At 38.4% G+C, this 15,044-nt stretch carries 14 protein-coding genes and 1 pseudogene; 8 read left to right on the forward strand and 7 right to left on the reverse strand.

Translation table 11 applies throughout. The annotated features are described in order from the left end of the window. Nucleotides 1-140: 140 nt before the first annotated feature. The 4 genes from H6F62_RS10740 to murC form a co-directional block, all read right to left on the reverse strand. Entirely contained in the window at nt 141-614 is a 474-nt protein-coding gene (locus H6F62_RS10740) for a low molecular weight protein-tyrosine-phosphatase (protein ID WP_137907101.1), read from the reverse strand. Between the two features lie 67 nt (nt 615-681). Continuing rightward, on the reverse strand, nt 682-1,029 hold the full coding sequence (locus H6F62_RS10745) for a YbaB/EbfC family nucleoid-associated protein (protein WP_137907102.1): 348 nt from the start codon (nt 1,027-1,029) through the stop codon (nt 682-684). Nucleotides 1,030-1,212: 183 nt separating this feature from the next. Next, nucleotides 1,213-2,211 carry a UDP-N-acetylmuramate dehydrogenase gene (murB, locus tag H6F62_RS10750; RefSeq protein ID WP_137907103.1) on the reverse strand — a complete coding sequence of 333 codons (999 nt, stop codon included), beginning with the start codon at nt 2,209-2,211 and terminating at the stop codon, nt 1,213-1,215. 103 nt (nt 2,212-2,314) lie between these two features. Continuing rightward, complete coding sequence (murC, locus tag H6F62_RS10755; RefSeq protein ID WP_137907104.1) at nt 2,315-3,757, reverse strand: UDP-N-acetylmuramate--L-alanine ligase; 1,443 nt, start codon at nt 3,755-3,757, stop codon at nt 2,315-2,317. Between the two features lie 577 nt (nt 3,758-4,334). Here murC and H6F62_RS10760 point away from each other — a divergent pair. Further along, a complete protein-coding gene (locus H6F62_RS10760; protein ID WP_137907105.1) occupies nt 4,335-5,348 on the forward strand; it encodes a type I glyceraldehyde-3-phosphate dehydrogenase in 1,014 nt (337 codons plus the stop codon). A 330-nt stretch (nt 5,349-5,678) separates the two neighbouring features. Here the strand turns inward: H6F62_RS10760 and thiL are convergent, their stop codons facing one another. Both thiL and H6F62_RS10770 read right to left on the reverse strand, forming a co-directional pair. After that, nucleotides 5,679-6,716 (reverse strand): thiamine-phosphate kinase, encoded by a 1,038-nt coding sequence (thiL, locus tag H6F62_RS10765; protein ID WP_190372016.1) that lies wholly within the window; start codon nt 6,714-6,716, stop codon nt 5,679-5,681. 101 nt (nt 6,717-6,817) lie between these two features. Next, nucleotides 6,818-7,789: a LysR family transcriptional regulator gene (locus H6F62_RS10770; protein WP_242025973.1), complete on the reverse strand. Its 972-nt coding sequence runs from the start codon at nt 7,787-7,789 to the stop codon at nt 6,818-6,820. 104 nt (nt 7,790-7,893) lie between these two features. Between H6F62_RS10770 and H6F62_RS10775 the strand changes: the two genes are divergently transcribed. From H6F62_RS10775 to H6F62_RS10795, 6 genes and pseudogenes are all read left to right on the forward strand, one after another. Continuing rightward, complete coding sequence (locus H6F62_RS10775) at nt 7,894-8,787, forward strand: aspartoacylase (protein ID WP_190372038.1); 894 nt, start codon at nt 7,894-7,896, stop codon at nt 8,785-8,787. 111 nt (nt 8,788-8,898) lie between these two features. Continuing rightward, nucleotides 8,899-9,741, forward strand: a complete 843-nt coding sequence (locus H6F62_RS10780; RefSeq protein WP_190372017.1) for a hypothetical protein — start codon at nt 8,899-8,901, stop codon at nt 9,739-9,741. A 328-nt stretch (nt 9,742-10,069) separates the two neighbouring features. Continuing rightward, nucleotides 10,070-10,765, forward strand: a complete 696-nt coding sequence (locus H6F62_RS10785; RefSeq protein WP_190372018.1) for a hypothetical protein — start codon at nt 10,070-10,072, stop codon at nt 10,763-10,765. 179 nt (nt 10,766-10,944) lie between these two features. After that, a complete protein-coding gene (locus tag H6F62_RS10790) occupies nt 10,945-11,760 on the forward strand; it encodes a hypothetical protein (RefSeq protein WP_190372019.1) in 816 nt (271 codons plus the stop codon). Nucleotides 11,761-11,775: 15 nt separating this feature from the next. Beyond that, a pseudogene (locus H6F62_RS20955) lies at nt 11,776-11,865 on the forward strand (type II toxin-antitoxin system VapC family toxin); the annotation flags it as partial. 436 nt (nt 11,866-12,301) lie between these two features. Next, on the forward strand, nt 12,302-12,907 hold the full coding sequence (locus tag H6F62_RS10795; RefSeq protein ID WP_137907107.1) for a hypothetical protein: 606 nt from the start codon (nt 12,302-12,304) through the stop codon (nt 12,905-12,907). Nucleotides 12,908-13,015: 108 nt separating this feature from the next. Here H6F62_RS10795 and H6F62_RS10800 read toward each other — a convergent pair whose 3' ends face one another. Beyond that, nucleotides 13,016-14,125 carry a peptidylprolyl isomerase gene (locus H6F62_RS10800; protein WP_190372020.1) on the reverse strand — a complete coding sequence of 370 codons (1,110 nt, stop codon included), beginning with the start codon at nt 14,123-14,125 and terminating at the stop codon, nt 13,016-13,018. 233 nt (nt 14,126-14,358) lie between these two features. Here H6F62_RS10800 and efp point away from each other — a divergent pair, with 233 nt between their 5' ends. Further along, nucleotides 14,359-14,916 carry an elongation factor P gene (gene efp, locus H6F62_RS10805; RefSeq protein WP_137907109.1) on the forward strand — a complete coding sequence of 186 codons (558 nt, stop codon included), beginning with the start codon at nt 14,359-14,361 and terminating at the stop codon, nt 14,914-14,916. The last annotated feature ends 128 nt before the right edge of the window (nt 14,917-15,044 follow it).

Genomic DNA, 15,044 nt, shown 5'->3' on the forward strand with positions numbered 1-15,044 from the left:
AAGCTGTATTTTCTTCCTAACTCCGTGTCCTCTGTGTCCTCTGTGGTTAGTTAATCTAAAAAACCCAAATCCCCAAATCCAAAAGTTAAATCCCCGATTTTGTCAATAAATCGAGGATCTAAGAAATATGATACTTTGGATTACTTCTCAGTAATATACTTTAGTAAACCTTCACAGGCATCCATCAGTAAATCAATCACAAAATTAAAACCCTCAACTCCTCCATAATAAGGGTCTGGAACTTCCTTGAGGGTATATTGAGAGCAAAAATCACACATCAGCCTAACTTGAGAATGATATTGCCCAGAAGGATCAAGAGCTAGGATATCATCATAATTACTACGGTCCATGGCCAAAATCAAATCAAACTCTTGAAAATCGGAGCTTTGAAATTGACGCGCTCGGCCTTGGAGTTTAAATCCTAACTTATTCTCTGCTGCGGCGCTCATGCGTCTATCCGGTGCGTTACCAATATGATAACCAGCAGTACCTGCAGAATCGCAAAGAATTGTTTTAGTTAAACCCCTTTGCGAAATCAGATGATTCATAATATTTTCAGCCGACGGTGAGCGACAAATATTACCAAGGCAGACAAACAGTAACTTATAAGTCATCTATTTTGATTTTTTGTGTCAGTTGCCAGTTACTTTATACCACTGACCACTGACCACTAGCTATTGACTACAATCCAGGTAACTCCAATCCACTGGTTAGATCTTCCATCCGTTCCCGCATGGTTTCGGTAGACTTTTTATAAGCATCTTTCATGGCCGCAGCGACTAAATCAGAAAGCACTTCTGCACCTTCTTCTAAAGCAGATTGAGCAATTTCCACTCGTTTGGGTTCTTGGTTGCCACTGACAATCACCCTAACCAGTCCACCACCAGATTCTCCCAGAATCTCCATTTCCTCTAATTCTTCTTGAAGACGTTTTGCACCCTCTTGAACTTGCTGCGCTTTTTTAAAAGCTTCGGCTAATTCTTTCATTTTGCCTAAGCCAAAGCCAAATCCCTGTCCTTTTCCTGTCATAACTGGTTATCCGCTGTACGATTACTGACAAATCAAATTCAATTATAGATGGATTGTTAAACCTCCAATGTTTTGATTACTATTTAATCTAAAATAGTAGATTTCGGCAAGTTTGTCTATATCTGGCTAGAATTTAAGTTACAGTTTCAAACCCTATTCCCTATTCCCTATTCCCTATTCCCTTTAGAAAACCGCTGGAAACTCACCTAACATTTTTACCTCTGGTTCTAACCAAATTGACCAGCGTTCTTGCACCTGATTTTGAACATGACGAATGAGAGAAAAAATGTCGCTGGCTTTAGCTCCCCCCCGATTGACAATAAAATTAGCATGGAGTTGGGCAACTTGCGCTCCCCCTAATTGATAGCCTTTGAGTCCAGTTTGTTCAATTAACCAACCCGCAGTATAGGGTTGAGGATTTCTAAACACACTACCACAACTGGGGTAGCTGTATGGTTGGGTGCTGAGTCGGTGTTTTTTATGGTCTTTGGTTCTATCTGTCACTACCACAGGATCTGCCCCTGGTTGCAGTTGCAAGGTCGCTTGAGTCACAATCCATTTCCCACCTTGTAGCCGTGAACTCCGATATGTATAGCCTAATTCCTCCGGGGTGAGAGTTACCAAAGTTCCATCAGGACAAAGAACTTGAGCGCTAACTAACATATCTGCAATACAGCTACTATGCGCCCCAGCATTCATCACCACCGCACCCCCTACCGTTCCAGGGATACCCACAGCCCATTCTAATCCTTCCCATCCCAAAGCAGCAGCGTCCCATGCTAAAGCAGGAATCGATTCTCCCGCAGATACGGTTAATTGACCTGTATCTGGGTTAAAATATTTAGAGCGGAGATGACGAGTGGCAATGACTAATCCAGGTATACCGTGATCGCTCACTAACAAATTAGAACCAGCGCCTAAGATTGTTATCGCTAAATAATTCTCTTTGGCAAACTCAATACTTGCTTTTAAAGCCTCTAAATTCTGAGGAGAAACATAGTATTCAGCCTCCCCCCCAACTCGATAAGAAGTAAACCCTGACAAGGAAGTATGAGTCTTGAGAGAACAATCAGTCCCTGGTAAGTAAATTGATTTACCATTATCCCCATGATCTTTAATTTGTCTTTGCGGGGTCAAATCAGAAAAATTACAGATTTTGCCAAGTTCCTGGGAAGTTATCATCTTTACTTCAATTGGTGAATTTTTGACTTATGTGATTTATTTACCGTAAAAATCCGGTCTTGCAGTTAACTTATCACCCCACTGCTAGATGCAGTTATCTTTCTCAGATGTAGCTTTTTGCTGGTTTACTCATGGTGGTAATCAATTCAGGAATAGTCTGATTTAAATTACCAGCACCTAAAAACAGTGCTAAATCTCCTGAACGCAGGTTTTCCAGTAAAAATTCACTAACTAAAGGTAAATTTGGTTGATAAACTACTTGAGGGTTGTGTTTACTAATTGCAGTGGCTAAATCTTCTCCACTGACTTGACCCAAATCAGGTTCACCAGCACTGTAAATATCAGTTAGCACAACCAGATCAGCATGAGCAAAAGACTCAGCAAACTCTTCTAAAAACGTTAATGTCCGAGTATAACGATGGGGTTGAAAAATAGCCACTACCCTTTGTCCAGGTCTAGATTGAAGATTAGCTGCGGCTAGAGTAGCACGAATTTCACTAGGATGATGGGCATAGTCATCAATAAAAGTCACCCCAGCAGCTTCACCTCGGAACTCAAACCTTCGTCTTGCGCCTTCAAAAGTGGCAAGACCTTCGGCAATTTGCCCAAATTCTAAGCCTAAGAATCTACCCACCGCCACTGCTGCTAAGGAATTGCTCAGGTTATGACGACCCAATAGCTGTAAATTTAATACACCTAAAGCTTGACCTTTTTCCCACACCAAAGCTGTTGTCCCATCCGCCCGATAATTGACATTACTAACGGTATAGTCAGCACCTTGATCTGGGTCAAGACTATAGCTAATACTTGGTTTCAAGCGATGGCGCACTGTGTCACAATCAATGCTCCCTACCAAGGTTTTGCAACCTCGAGCAAAGGTTTGAAAGGTATCAACTACTTCTTCTAAAGTCTCGTAATGATCAGGATGATCTAATTCAATATTAGTGATAATTCCAATCTCAGGAGCGTGTTTCACCAAAGAACCATCAGACTCATCAGCCTCTGCTACTAAATAACGGCTTTCCCCCATTCTCGCATTACCTTCCCAAGCTTTGACTTCCCCACCAACCAAAATCGTCGGATCAAGTCCAGCTTGCAATAGCATATAACCAATCATGCTACTGGTGGTGGTTTTCCCATGAGTGCCTGCTACAGCAATACTGTAATAATCAGCAATTAAAGCAGCTAGAACATCAGAACGATGCAAAATCGGGCAACCTAATTCCAAAGCAGCTTTATATTCCAAATTATTCGCATTAATAGCTGTGGAACAAATCACCTGCGGCAAATTGGTTTTTGCTCTAGTTAATAATACCTCATCACTAGCTACTTGAGGCAGAAAAAACTCCAGATTGTTGGCTTCTTGTTTACTAAAAATGTGAACACCCAGAGATTCTAATTTGTGCGTAATATGATTAGGACGCGAATCTGAACCAGATACTGGTAATTGACGTTTGGTTAAAACATAAGCCAAAGCAGACATTCCGATACCTCCAACGCCAATGAAATGAAATGGTCTGCCACTAAAATCTATAGAATTACTCATTTTATTCTCCTCTTACACCACACCAGAACCATATCAGACACGCGGATCATAACAGGATTCTGATTTTTACAGAAACTAACTATCCCATCCAAAATATTCATTCCTGTTGAATGATTAAATTTTGACTTTGGTTTTGGTTTTGTCTCCTAAGCCAAATGATCCCCCATCCGAACATTTTGACCAATTCTAATCTGCTCATAAGATTATTCTGAAAATTTCTGCTACATCGGGAAAGAAAATTGTGTAAATTTAAATACATTTTATTGTGTCTTTTTTAAAACTAAGTAAAATAGCTTGAAGCACAGCAACTTGCATCACTTGCCTAAAGCCTCTGTCGGAATTGACTACAATATTACATTGGTAGTGCAACTATTATTCAATTTAGAGAAATCATCATTAGTCATTAGTCATAAGTCAGAAATCTACCAGCCGCTCCCTCACCTCCAACAATTTATAAATAAATTCTGTAATTTTTTGTGAATCTAAAACTTTATCGTTATAAACAGATTCCCCCTTTGCGATATGATTATGGTCAACGATATCAACTTATAGGCATAAATACAGAGGGGAACACACTGTGATTAGAGTTGCAATTAACGGTTTCGGGCGCATTGGACGCAACTTTGCACGCTGCTGGGTGGGCAGAGAAAATAGCAAGATCGAATTGGTTGCTATTAATGACACATCTGATCCCAGAACTAATGCTCACCTGCTTAGATATGACTCTATGCTAGGCAAATTACAAGGTGTGGACATTGCCGCTGATGATAATTCCATCACTCTTAATGGTAAAACCATTAAATGTGTATCTGATCGCAACCCAGATAACTTACCCTGGAAAGAATGGGAAATTGACCTGATTATCGAATCAACAGGGGTTTTTACCAGCAAAGAAGGGGCAATGAGGCACGTAAATGCTGGAGCTAAAAAGGTTTTGATTACCGCCCCTGGCAAAAATGAAGATGGTACTTTTGTCGTCGGTGTCAATCATCATGATTATGACCACAACATCCATAACATCATCAGTAATGCTAGTTGTACAACCAACTGTTTAGCTCCCATCGCTAAGGTATTAGATGAAAAATTTGGGATCATCAAAGGCGTAATGACTACTACCCACAGCTACACAGGTGATCAGCGTTTATTAGACGCTTCTCACCGTGATTTGCGTCGGGCAAGAGCAGCAGCTATCAATATTGTACCCACCTCCACTGGTGCTGCAAAAGCGGTGGCTTTGGTTCTTCCTCAATTGAAGGGTAAGCTCAATGGTGTGGCTTTGCGCGTACCTACCCCTAACGTTTCTATGGTGGATTTTGTAGTTCAAACTGAGAAGCGCACCATTGCTGAAGAAGTTAACCAAGCTCTTAAAGCTGCCGCTGAAGGTCCTCTAAAAGGCATTTTGGGTTACAGCGAATTGGAACTTGTCTCTTCTGACTATCAAGGTACAGACGAATCTTCTATTGTTGATGCCAATTTGACTATCGTTATGGGCAGTGACATCGTGAAAGTCATGGCATGGTATGACAATGAGTGGGGTTATAGCCAACGTGTTCTCGATTTGGCTGAGTTAGTAGCTGAAAAATGGGTTTAATTTAGGTGACAGGGAACAGGGAACTCTTAACAGGGAACAGGGAACAGGCCAGAGGTGACAGGCCAGAGGTGACAGGCCAGAGGTGACAGGCCAGAGGTGACAGGTGACAGGCCAGAGGTGATAGTTGACAGGCCAGAGGTGACAGGCCAGAGGTGACAGGTGAGAGGGAACTCTTAACAGGGAACAGGCGCTACGCCACGGGGACAGAGAAAAAAGCAAATTACCTATTACCTATTACCTATTACCTATTACCTATTACCTATTACCTATTACCTATTACCTATTACCTATTACCTATTACCTATTACCTATTCCCTATTCCCTAACTAATTAAAAATGTTGAAATCCCTGACTGAGGTTAAGAACTCGGTCGGGTATTTCTCCTTTTTGATCTTCTAAAATTACTTTTGAGCCTGGGGTAATTTTACCGATTATTGCCGCACCATTTCCCAGTTGTTCTACCAATTTTAATGCCGGTTCTATTGGTAAACACAGGACTAATTCAAAATCTTCCCCACCATAAAGGGCATATTCTAAGCATTTCTCCTCAGTTAACCATCCTCCAAAGGCTGCTGGTAATGGTATTTTACTGGATTCTATCACTGCACCGACCTGACTGGCTCGACAAATTTGTAATATTGCATCTGCTAAACCGTCACTGCTATCCATACCAGCAACGGTAATTTGAGATTTGAGATTTGGGATTTTGCATTGGGATTCTACAATTTCCCACAAAATAGGTAAGACATCTAACCGGGGGTTGGGACGCTGGTGGGCGGTAATTAAAGCCGTCTTGGCTTCAGCTTTGAGATTTTGACCTATTTGGGGATGTAAAAGTAATTCTAAGCCCCCACGGGACGCTCCATGTACCCCTGTCAGGACAATAGCATCTTCTACCTGAGCAGTGCCACGACGAATAATCAAATTAGGGTGAGCTTGACCAAATGCCGTAATAGCTAAAGTAGTAATAGGCGATCGCACAATATCACCACCAACTATGGGAATATGATACTTTGCCAAGCATTCTGTCATGCCCGCATATAATCCCTCAACCCAACTTACAGTTACATTTCCGGGTAAACCCAATCCCACAGTTATCCCCATGGGAGTTGCCCCCATTGCTGCTAAATCAGATAAATTCGCCGCCGCAGCCCGCCAACCAGCATCCTGAGCAGAGGTGGTAACATCACTAAAATGCACGCCGTCAACGAGCATATCAGTGGTAACTATTAAACATTTATCAGAATCCGTTACTAATACTGCCCCATCATCACCAATCATACCTGGTGGACAAAAGCGTTGTAATCTTTCTAAAAGACCTTGTTCACCAATATCTCGAATTTGTAAGGAAGATAAATCACTATTCATAATTTTACTATTTTGGATTTTCGATTTACGATTGTTAAATATTGATCAATTCAATATTGATCAAATAATGTCAGATTTTATTTAGCCTTAATGATGATAATTTAGGCTAAATTAGAAATTACTTCCAGGAAATTTTTCAAAATTATAGACACATTATCACTTCTCCAAACAGCAACAAGTTCTAATAATGGGGATTTTCCTTGTATAGAACGATAGATTACACCATGTCGTTGCAAATTTTGTACATTTGCTGGAAGTAGCGAAATGCCCATTCCACCGGCAACTAAACTGAGAACAGTTGATATCCATGCAGCTTCTTGTTTAACTTTTGGCTGAAAACCTGCATCCAGACAAAGATCATTAATTTGCTCACGCAAATTATATAACAGGTTATGTGGTGGGAGGATAAATTCCTCATTTGCCAGTGCTGCAAGTGAAATACTAGTTCGTCTTGCGAAACGATGATTTTCAGGTAAAACAATCACCAAAGATTCTTGCAGAACAGGTATAAAAGTCAAGACATTATCATTATTGTTCTGGATATTATGGACGTGAAAGAAACCTAAATCAATTTGTCGTGTTCGCAATTTCTCAATTTGCTCATAAGAAGCTAACTCCTGTAATACAAGTTCTACTTCTGGGAATTTATTATGAAATACTCTAAGAATGTCGGGTAATTTACTGTTAGCAATTGAGGTATTAATTCCTATAATTAATCGTCCTTTTTCGCCACGATTTAATCGTTGACCTAATTCAATTGATTGTTCAATCTGATGGAGAATTTGACGGGCTGTTTGCAAAAACTCATTTCCAGCATCTGTTAATTTTAATGGGCGCTGGTGACGATCAAATATTTGAAATCCAATTTTTTTCTCCAGCCATTTTATTTGCTTACTCAGAAATCCCTGATCAATTTCCAGATATGCAGCAGCGTTGGTAAATCCCTGCTTATCATTGACAGCGATCGCATATTTCAGATGACACAGTTCGAGTTGATCCCAATTCGACCATTTGTGATCATCGTGCAGTTTGAGGTTAATCATCATGGCTAAAGATTCTTGTTGTTTCAGCATTATGACGTTTTAGTCATGGAATGTTGCATAAATAAGGTGATTGTATCATGGTTTTCTCGGATATATTCAGAACAACACAACCAATTGTCACTGGAGAACCAAAAATGAAGTCTGATCATCAACTCAGTCGGGTGTTAATTGTCGGTGGAACTCACGGGAATGAGTTTACTGGAGTATACTTGATTAAAAAGTTTGAGCAATTCCCGCAATTAATTAATAGATCCGGTTTTGAAACACTGACTTTTTTGGCTAATCCTCAAGCCTTTACAGCAGTAAGACGATACATCAATAAAGATTTGAATCGCTGCTTCCTACCCGAAAATTTAAAGGATTTAACACTATCTAGTTATGAAGATTTACGAGCTAAAGAGATTAACTATCTGTTTGGAAAAAATGGTAAAACTCCTGTTGATTTTATCGTTGATTTACATAGTACCACTGCTAATATGGGCATAACCATAATTGTAGATAATGATGAACCATTCAATTTGCAATTAGCCGCTTATCTTAATTATATTAATCCTGCAATCAAGGTTTGTAATTTGGGAAACTCTGGTCGCAGTCATGATTCACTGCGATCGCTTGGCAGATTTGGAATTTGTATTGAGGTGGGATCTGTTCCTCAAGGTGTTTTAAATGCAGAGTTTTTTCTGAAAACTGAAGCCATAATATACACAATTTTAGATTATTTGGAACTGTACAACCAGGAAAAAGTTCCATCTTTTTCAAATAACCTAATCTGCTATGAATATCTAGAAAAAATTGATTATCCGAGAAACGAACAGGGAGAAATTCAAGCTATGATCCATCCTCATCTTCAGTTTCAAGATTATGAAGTTTTGCATCCTGGTGATCCTATGTTCTTAACATTTGATGGTCAGATAATTAGCTATCAAGGAAACTCTAGTGTCTATCCCATCTTTATCAATGAAGCTGCTTATTACGAGAAAGGTACTGCTATGTGTTTTACCGAAAAACGGATGATTACTGTTGAGTAAGCCAAAATTAGGATTTACACAAATAACTTTCAAGAACTCATCCGTCGTTGATTCTATTACCTATTGGTTAGTTTTGACAATTTAACTTTCAACACTTTAAAGGAGTTACTAATGAATACTCAACAGAAAGAGCTTTATCAAAATATTCAAAAATTTTCTCTAGATGATGCTGATGCAGTTTTATCATTTACTCAACGATTAGCAAAAGACAACGGTTGGACAATTGAATACACCCAACGTGTTATTAACGAATACAAAAAGTTTGCCTTTCTTGCCATGATCGCTGGGCATCCTGTTAGTCCTTCTTCTCAAGTGGATCAAGCTTGGCATTTGCACTTAACCTATACTCACTCATACTGGGATGAGTTTTGTGGCAAAATCTTACATAAATCATTGCATCATAATCCTAGTAGTGGCGGTTATGGCGAGCAGGAAAAATATCGCAGATGGTATAACGAAACGCTAATTAGCTATGAAAAAATATTTAATGAACTCCCACCAATTGATATTTGGCCGCCATCAAATATCCGATTCGCTCAGAATGTTCAGTACCAACGAATAAACACTCGTGGTTACTGGATTATACCCAAACCAGCCTTGAATTTTCTTCGATTGCCTGGGTTGAAAGCAATACTAATTGCACTGTTATCATTTATATTAGTCCTAGCAATGAGTAGCTTTTTCCCTCTGCTGGCTAATACTCATAACTATTCCAATAATTGGAATAGCTCTGAATTTGTAATATCTCAGGTAGCCGAAAATAATCCAAGTTCTGGCAATACACCAACATCTAACCTTGAGAATAATCAAACTACCTCGGACAAAGCTTCCGAGTGGCCTTGGTGGTGGTGGTTACCAATATTATTAACTTTGTTGGGTCTATTGGGCGGTGGCAATAACAGTAATGGCGGTAATGGCGGTGACAATAATGATAATTGTGCTTGTTGTCCTTAAAAAGCCATATCTGGCTTCACCATACCAAAAAAGGTTTTTTGTCTACTAAGAGAATTTCAATCATCTGAAACGAAAATTTTTCATGAAAACTAGCAGTATCCACTTTTGGTAGAAAGATAATTCTTTAGCTCAATATACCCTACTATATGGTTGGTTTTTTGAAAAAGTCTATCTGCCAAAACTGGAAGTTTTCAAAGTTAGAAGCATCATCAATTATCGTGAGTTTAGATTAGTAAACTTGTCTAGCTGAATGCTCAAGATAAATTTTTTTTGGTATCATACATGAAAACAAATTTGACTATTGCTAACAAATAATCAGGGAGGATTTATGAGCTTAGAGGAATTATGGAGACAGAAAAGCGATCACCGGCTTGAGGTTGCAGCTAAAGAGCTTTCTAACTATACAGAAGAAGCTGAACAGGTAATTCGAGCCGAAATACGCAGGCGTGGTATGCCTGAACCACCAATATCTAAAAGAAGATTAAAACCTAACAAAGATACTAAATACTACAAAAGAATAAAAGAAACTTCTCTTGCTTTGTGTGAATTGTTAATAGGTTTGTTTGGCTTGTTAGTAGGTTTGCCTGTCTGGTTAGTAGGGGCTGCAATTTTATTAGTAACATTGGCAGGTCAAATTTCTGGAATAGTGGTTGGCTCTTTAATGATTTGGTCAAGTATTTCATCAGCCCTCAGAGGTCAAGCATCGTTCACCTACATATCAGGTTATCACAATCCATTACCTTTATTTAAATTCAATCCAGGTTTAGGTAACTTTTGCTTAGGCTGGGGAATACTTTATTCAGTAATAATAGCCTGGAGAAAAGAGCCAAGAGGCAAAGTATATTTTGTCTATGCTGCTATCTTTGGGATAGCCAACCTAATCGTAGGTTTATTAAACCTATTTACAATCCTTCAAAGTGATATTGGAATTCATCTATCAGGTTTACTTGCTTCGATTTTTTCTTTCTTTATGGGGTTGTCAATCGTGATTACTATCCTACAATCATGGGAAAGCAAAAAATAATTAATATCTGATATTTGAATCTCGAAAATTGGATGTTATCAGAGCCATAAACATCATCAATTACGGTAGGTTTGGAATAGCAAATATTTCTATCTGAATGCTAAAGATAAATTTTTATTTTTGGCATTATACATGAAAGCAATTTTGAATATTTCTGAAAAACAAAGGAGATAAAAATAATGCTAAGTTGGATATCTATCAAGCCTCTACTACAGTTGAAATTTGACTATATTTTATATATTCTAGGCATTTTGAGTTTTATAGCAGGAATATTATTATCCTCAAGACCTGTTTTTATTCCTCCGACGAAAGGTATACAAATTAAAGGTAATGATGAGCATGATGGCATAATTCATTTTGCCTTTTATATAGGATCTTTTTGCATATCACTTCCTTTCTTTAATTTCTTGTACACTTTAGCTAGTGAGTCATACACAAATAATTATCCGAATTTCGGTATGATTACTAGGTTTTTTGATTTTTCTTTCAGTATTAGTTTTGGTGATTTCTTATGTTTTAGTTTCCTATGTTTTAGTTTCTTATGTTTTATACAAATAATCTATCAAGGATTAATAGGAATTTTAGGAAAAATTAATAAACGCAAATCTTTACGACCAATATATTGTGATAAATGCAAAAAAGAACTCAAACTAATAAAATCGGTAGTTGATTTTTTAAATGAAAAACAAATCACCGCTATGCGAATTAAAAGTATTTATTTTGAGGCATGGTATTGTCAAAGCTGTTGTACAAAAATTGATCGTAATTCTATCCATCTACGGGGCTATGTTAGTTTATCAGATATATTTAAAACTTGTAGTCATTGTGGGGGATTAACCATGACTGTAACTTCTAGTGAAATTATAAGAAAGGCTACAACTGAAAATGAAGGACAAAGATTAGTTGTCTATACTTGCCGCCATTGTTCTCACCAGGACAAAAAAGTTGAAATAATTCCTATTGATACTGAGGGTGATTCAGGTGGTGTTGACTAATTACAAATGATATTTGCGATCGCAAATAATTTGATCTTGGTGACGCATAATGTCAAGGAATTTAGCCGGGTAAATGGTTTACAGTTTGAAGATTGGGAAGTTTAATTTTAATTTGCTTAAGTAGGTGGGCGTTAAAAATTGTCGTTGGGGCAAGGGAACAGGGAACAGGGAACTCTTAACTGGGAAGAGGTTTTCGGCAACTTTACTTTTTGTTACTTATGTCGGTTTTTTTCCGTTCACCTACTTATATTAAAAATATAAATGGCTCTACCGCTCCCTTGATGATATTTTCGGTAAAATATCCCTAACAAGCTTACACTGACTGGATTTGAGGTTTTAATATTTATATTTTCAAAAATAGGTGATTCCTACAGAGCGCAACGCTTACGCATATTAATTTAGATCAAACCCACAAATTTTAAAACGATTAGGAGAACCCATGATAGCTTAATTTATCTGCACCTGGTTTCAATATCTAGTTATGCCAAATCATGTTCCAATTAGAGTATATTAAAAAACAGTTGTCTTTTTAGTTTCCCAAATGAGCGACACCAAAAGAATAGACACAAACGCCTATGTGACAGTACAAGGGCAATATGCTGTAGTCAATGAAGGTTCTGGCTATGCCATTATCACTACTCACACAAAACAGGTAATTGCCCGCAATATCTCATCTTTCTTGGACTGCGTAAAAACTCTAGAGTATATCTTTAGTAATGCTGAGTCTCAAAATTCAGATCCAATCCAAACTTCTGCTTTTATTTATGAACCAGACACTCCTCCTAAATCAGTTCAGGAAAAAATTAATTATGAACCTAAAAAACTAGATGAACTAGATTTTGCTCTTATCAGAAGTCTAGCCTCGTATTTTGAAGAAATGAATGGTAAAATCCGCCATTACCGTAAAGATCATAATGCTTCAGAAGCAGAAGCAGATGTAATAGCGAGTTATTACCTCAAGACTGCTGGTATTATTAGGGGTGTTAAAACTGAAAAAGATTTGGTAGAACTGATCCAATATATAGAAAACCTCAAGGAAAAGGTTAGTATATACCAGCATAAAGATTATAACTATCGTTGGTCTACAAGTTTAGAAAAAAAGGTTCTAGCTAAATTAAGGAAAATAATGGATAGACTCAAAAATTAATTGAAAGACGTTATTACTACTAACCGCAAGCGGAAAGAGCTAAAGTCGCTTTGAGAAAGTAGAGATGTTTACCAAATTCAAACATCCCTACCTTTTGATTTTAATCTTTTATGAAACTGCTTGCGGCTGAACTAAATTTTCCACACCTTGAATAACAGTCGCAGATTCAATTTTGTCACCAGCTTTGAGTTTATCTAAAATCTCTCTCCCTTCAGTCAGATAACCAAATACAGCATAACGACCATCTAAAAGATTACGTCCTGCGGGGGTAAGTTCTGGTTCAAACAGAAAGAAGAAAACTTGAGAAGAACCACCATTAGGTTCATTTTCTGGCCGGGCCATAACTAAAGCGCCAAAAGAAGAAAAAGGTAAAACTGGCATATCTAAATAACGTCCAGATTCTTCGAGCGTAATACCGTAGGTTGGTTCTTTTTCACCTTGGACTAAAATCTCTAAAGGAATAGCCCGATATTTGCTAGTTTCCGGGTCAATAAAACCAACTTCTTGACCAACAGGATCTCCAGTTTGTAAAAAGTAAGATTCTTCCGAACGGGTAAATTCTAAACCATTATAAAAACCGCGTTGTACTAAATCTACAAAATTACCAGCAGTGACAGGGGCGCTATAGCCATCTACCACTACGGTAAGATCGCCTTTATTAGTTTTAAAAGCAATGGTAGCGCGTCCTTTGAGTTGGGGTAAATTACTGTACTCAGCCGGAACTGCAAAGGGAAATTCCTTGACCATTGATTCTTCTAACAAGCTGACAAGATCGAGTAATTTGGCTCTTCCCTCAAGAACTGCTTCCTTTCGCTTAGTTTTAACTATTTCTTGCAGTTCTGTTATCCCAGATTTCAATTCAGTCATCCAAGCTTGAGCTTGAGCTTGGCGTTCTTCCGGAATACTTGCTAATATTTGGGAAGGTTTATCGAGTATCCGCGATGCTTGCTTGAGATCATTATTAACCGCGCTCCACCGCTTATTCGCTCGCAGTTGGTTAGAAATGTCTTCTAAACTGGCTTGTAGTTTACGTACAGGTTGATTATCTATCGGGAGTGCATAGCGTAACAAGGCCTTTCCGTCGGTAATTGCGTTTCCCGCTGGTAAGCCGGCGTTACTAGTGGGAGTCCACCCAGCCGTACTTATGCCTAAAAATATTGTTAATAACAATATTAGTTTGAGACTGTTCTTCACCCAGGACTTTAATAAGTTCAACATCAAATTTCTCTTTCTTTAGTATCAAAGTGTTGATTGGAAGTAACTTATTGATTATCTTCCCACATTGGGAGTCTGGAGATTGAAGACAGTGGGGAAGCAAAAGAATTAGGTGAAGCACAGGAGTTGCAGGGGAGAATTTACCATGACCCATGACCTCTTCTTGAATAACTAACCATTAATGACCCTAGAAGGGTACAATGAATGCCGATTGTCTTGCAAAATTTGAAAGTTTCATGATCTCTAGTAACGACTTTCGACCTGGTGTTTCAATTGTATTAGATGGTTCGGTCTGGCGCGTGATAGATTTTCTTCATGTTAAGCCAGGTAAGGGTTCTGCTTTCGTGCGGACAACCCTGAAAAATGTCCAAACTGGGAAACAATTAGAAAAAACTTTTCGGGCTGGGGAAACTGTCCCCCAGGCTACTCTGGAAAAAGTAACGATGCAACATACCTATAAAGAAGGTGATGAGTTTATCTTTATGGATATGGAGACTTATGAAGAAGGTAGATTAACTTCAGCGCAAATTGGCGATCGCGTCAAGTACCTTAAAGATGGTATGGAAGTGAATGTGATTCGCTGGGGCGAACAGGTGCTAGAAGTTGAACTACCTAATTCTGTAGTCTTGGAAATTGTGCAAACAGATCCTGGTGTTAAGGGTGATACTGCCACAGGTGGTACTAAACCTGCAATTCTAGAAACTGGAGCAACTATCATGGTTCCCTTGTTTATTGCTCAAGGGGAGCGCATCAAAATTGATACCAGAGAAGATAAGTATTTAGGCAGGGAATAATTTTCCTATTTTTTTGATACCAACTGGGAGTAGTGAAGACTAAAACCCTTGGTAATCATGATTTGAATCCCTTTTTTATAGAGGGATTAAATCCCTGCCTTACTTAGAATTTTAATTTAACGGTTAGG

The organism is Anabaena sp. FACHB-1391 (assembly GCF_014696755.1).
GTDB lineage: Bacteria > Cyanobacteriota > Cyanobacteriia > Cyanobacteriales > Nostocaceae > Dolichospermum > Dolichospermum planctonicum.

Bases quoted from the DNA above. Each gene is read 5' to 3' on its own strand.
- murB (WP_137907103.1), bottom strand. From the start codon at position 2,211: ATGATAACTTCCCAGGAACTTGGCAAAATCTGTAATTTTTCTGATTTG.
- H6F62_RS10745 (WP_137907102.1), bottom strand. From the start codon at position 1,029: ATGACAGGAAAAGGACAGGGATTTGGCTTTGGCTTAGGCAAAATGAAA.
- H6F62_RS10775 (WP_190372038.1), top strand. From the start codon at position 7,894: ATGAAGTCTGATCATCAACTCAGTCGGGTGTTAATTGTCGGTGGAACT.
- H6F62_RS10800 (WP_190372020.1), bottom strand. From the start codon at position 14,125: ATGTTGAACTTATTAAAGTCCTGGGTGAAGAACAGTCTCAAACTAATA.
- murC (WP_137907104.1), bottom strand. From the start codon at position 3,757: ATGAGTAATTCTATAGATTTTAGTGGCAGACCATTTCATTTCATTGGC.
- H6F62_RS10770 (WP_242025973.1), bottom strand. From the start codon at position 7,789: ATGCTGAAACAACAAGAATCTTTAGCCATGATGATTAACCTCAAACTG.
- efp (WP_137907109.1), top strand. From the start codon at position 14,359: ATGATCTCTAGTAACGACTTTCGACCTGGTGTTTCAATTGTATTAGAT.
- H6F62_RS10785 (WP_190372018.1), top strand. From the start codon at position 10,070: ATGAGCTTAGAGGAATTATGGAGACAGAAAAGCGATCACCGGCTTGAG.
- H6F62_RS10740 (WP_137907101.1), bottom strand. From the start codon at position 614: ATGACTTATAAGTTACTGTTTGTCTGCCTTGGTAATATTTGTCGCTCA.
- H6F62_RS10795 (WP_137907107.1), top strand. From the start codon at position 12,302: ATGAGCGACACCAAAAGAATAGACACAAACGCCTATGTGACAGTACAA.
- thiL (WP_190372016.1), bottom strand. From the start codon at position 6,716: ATGAATAGTGATTTATCTTCCTTACAAATTCGAGATATTGGTGAACAA.
- H6F62_RS10790 (WP_190372019.1), top strand. From the start codon at position 10,945: ATGCTAAGTTGGATATCTATCAAGCCTCTACTACAGTTGAAATTTGAC.
- H6F62_RS10780 (WP_190372017.1), top strand. From the start codon at position 8,899: ATGAATACTCAACAGAAAGAGCTTTATCAAAATATTCAAAAATTTTCT.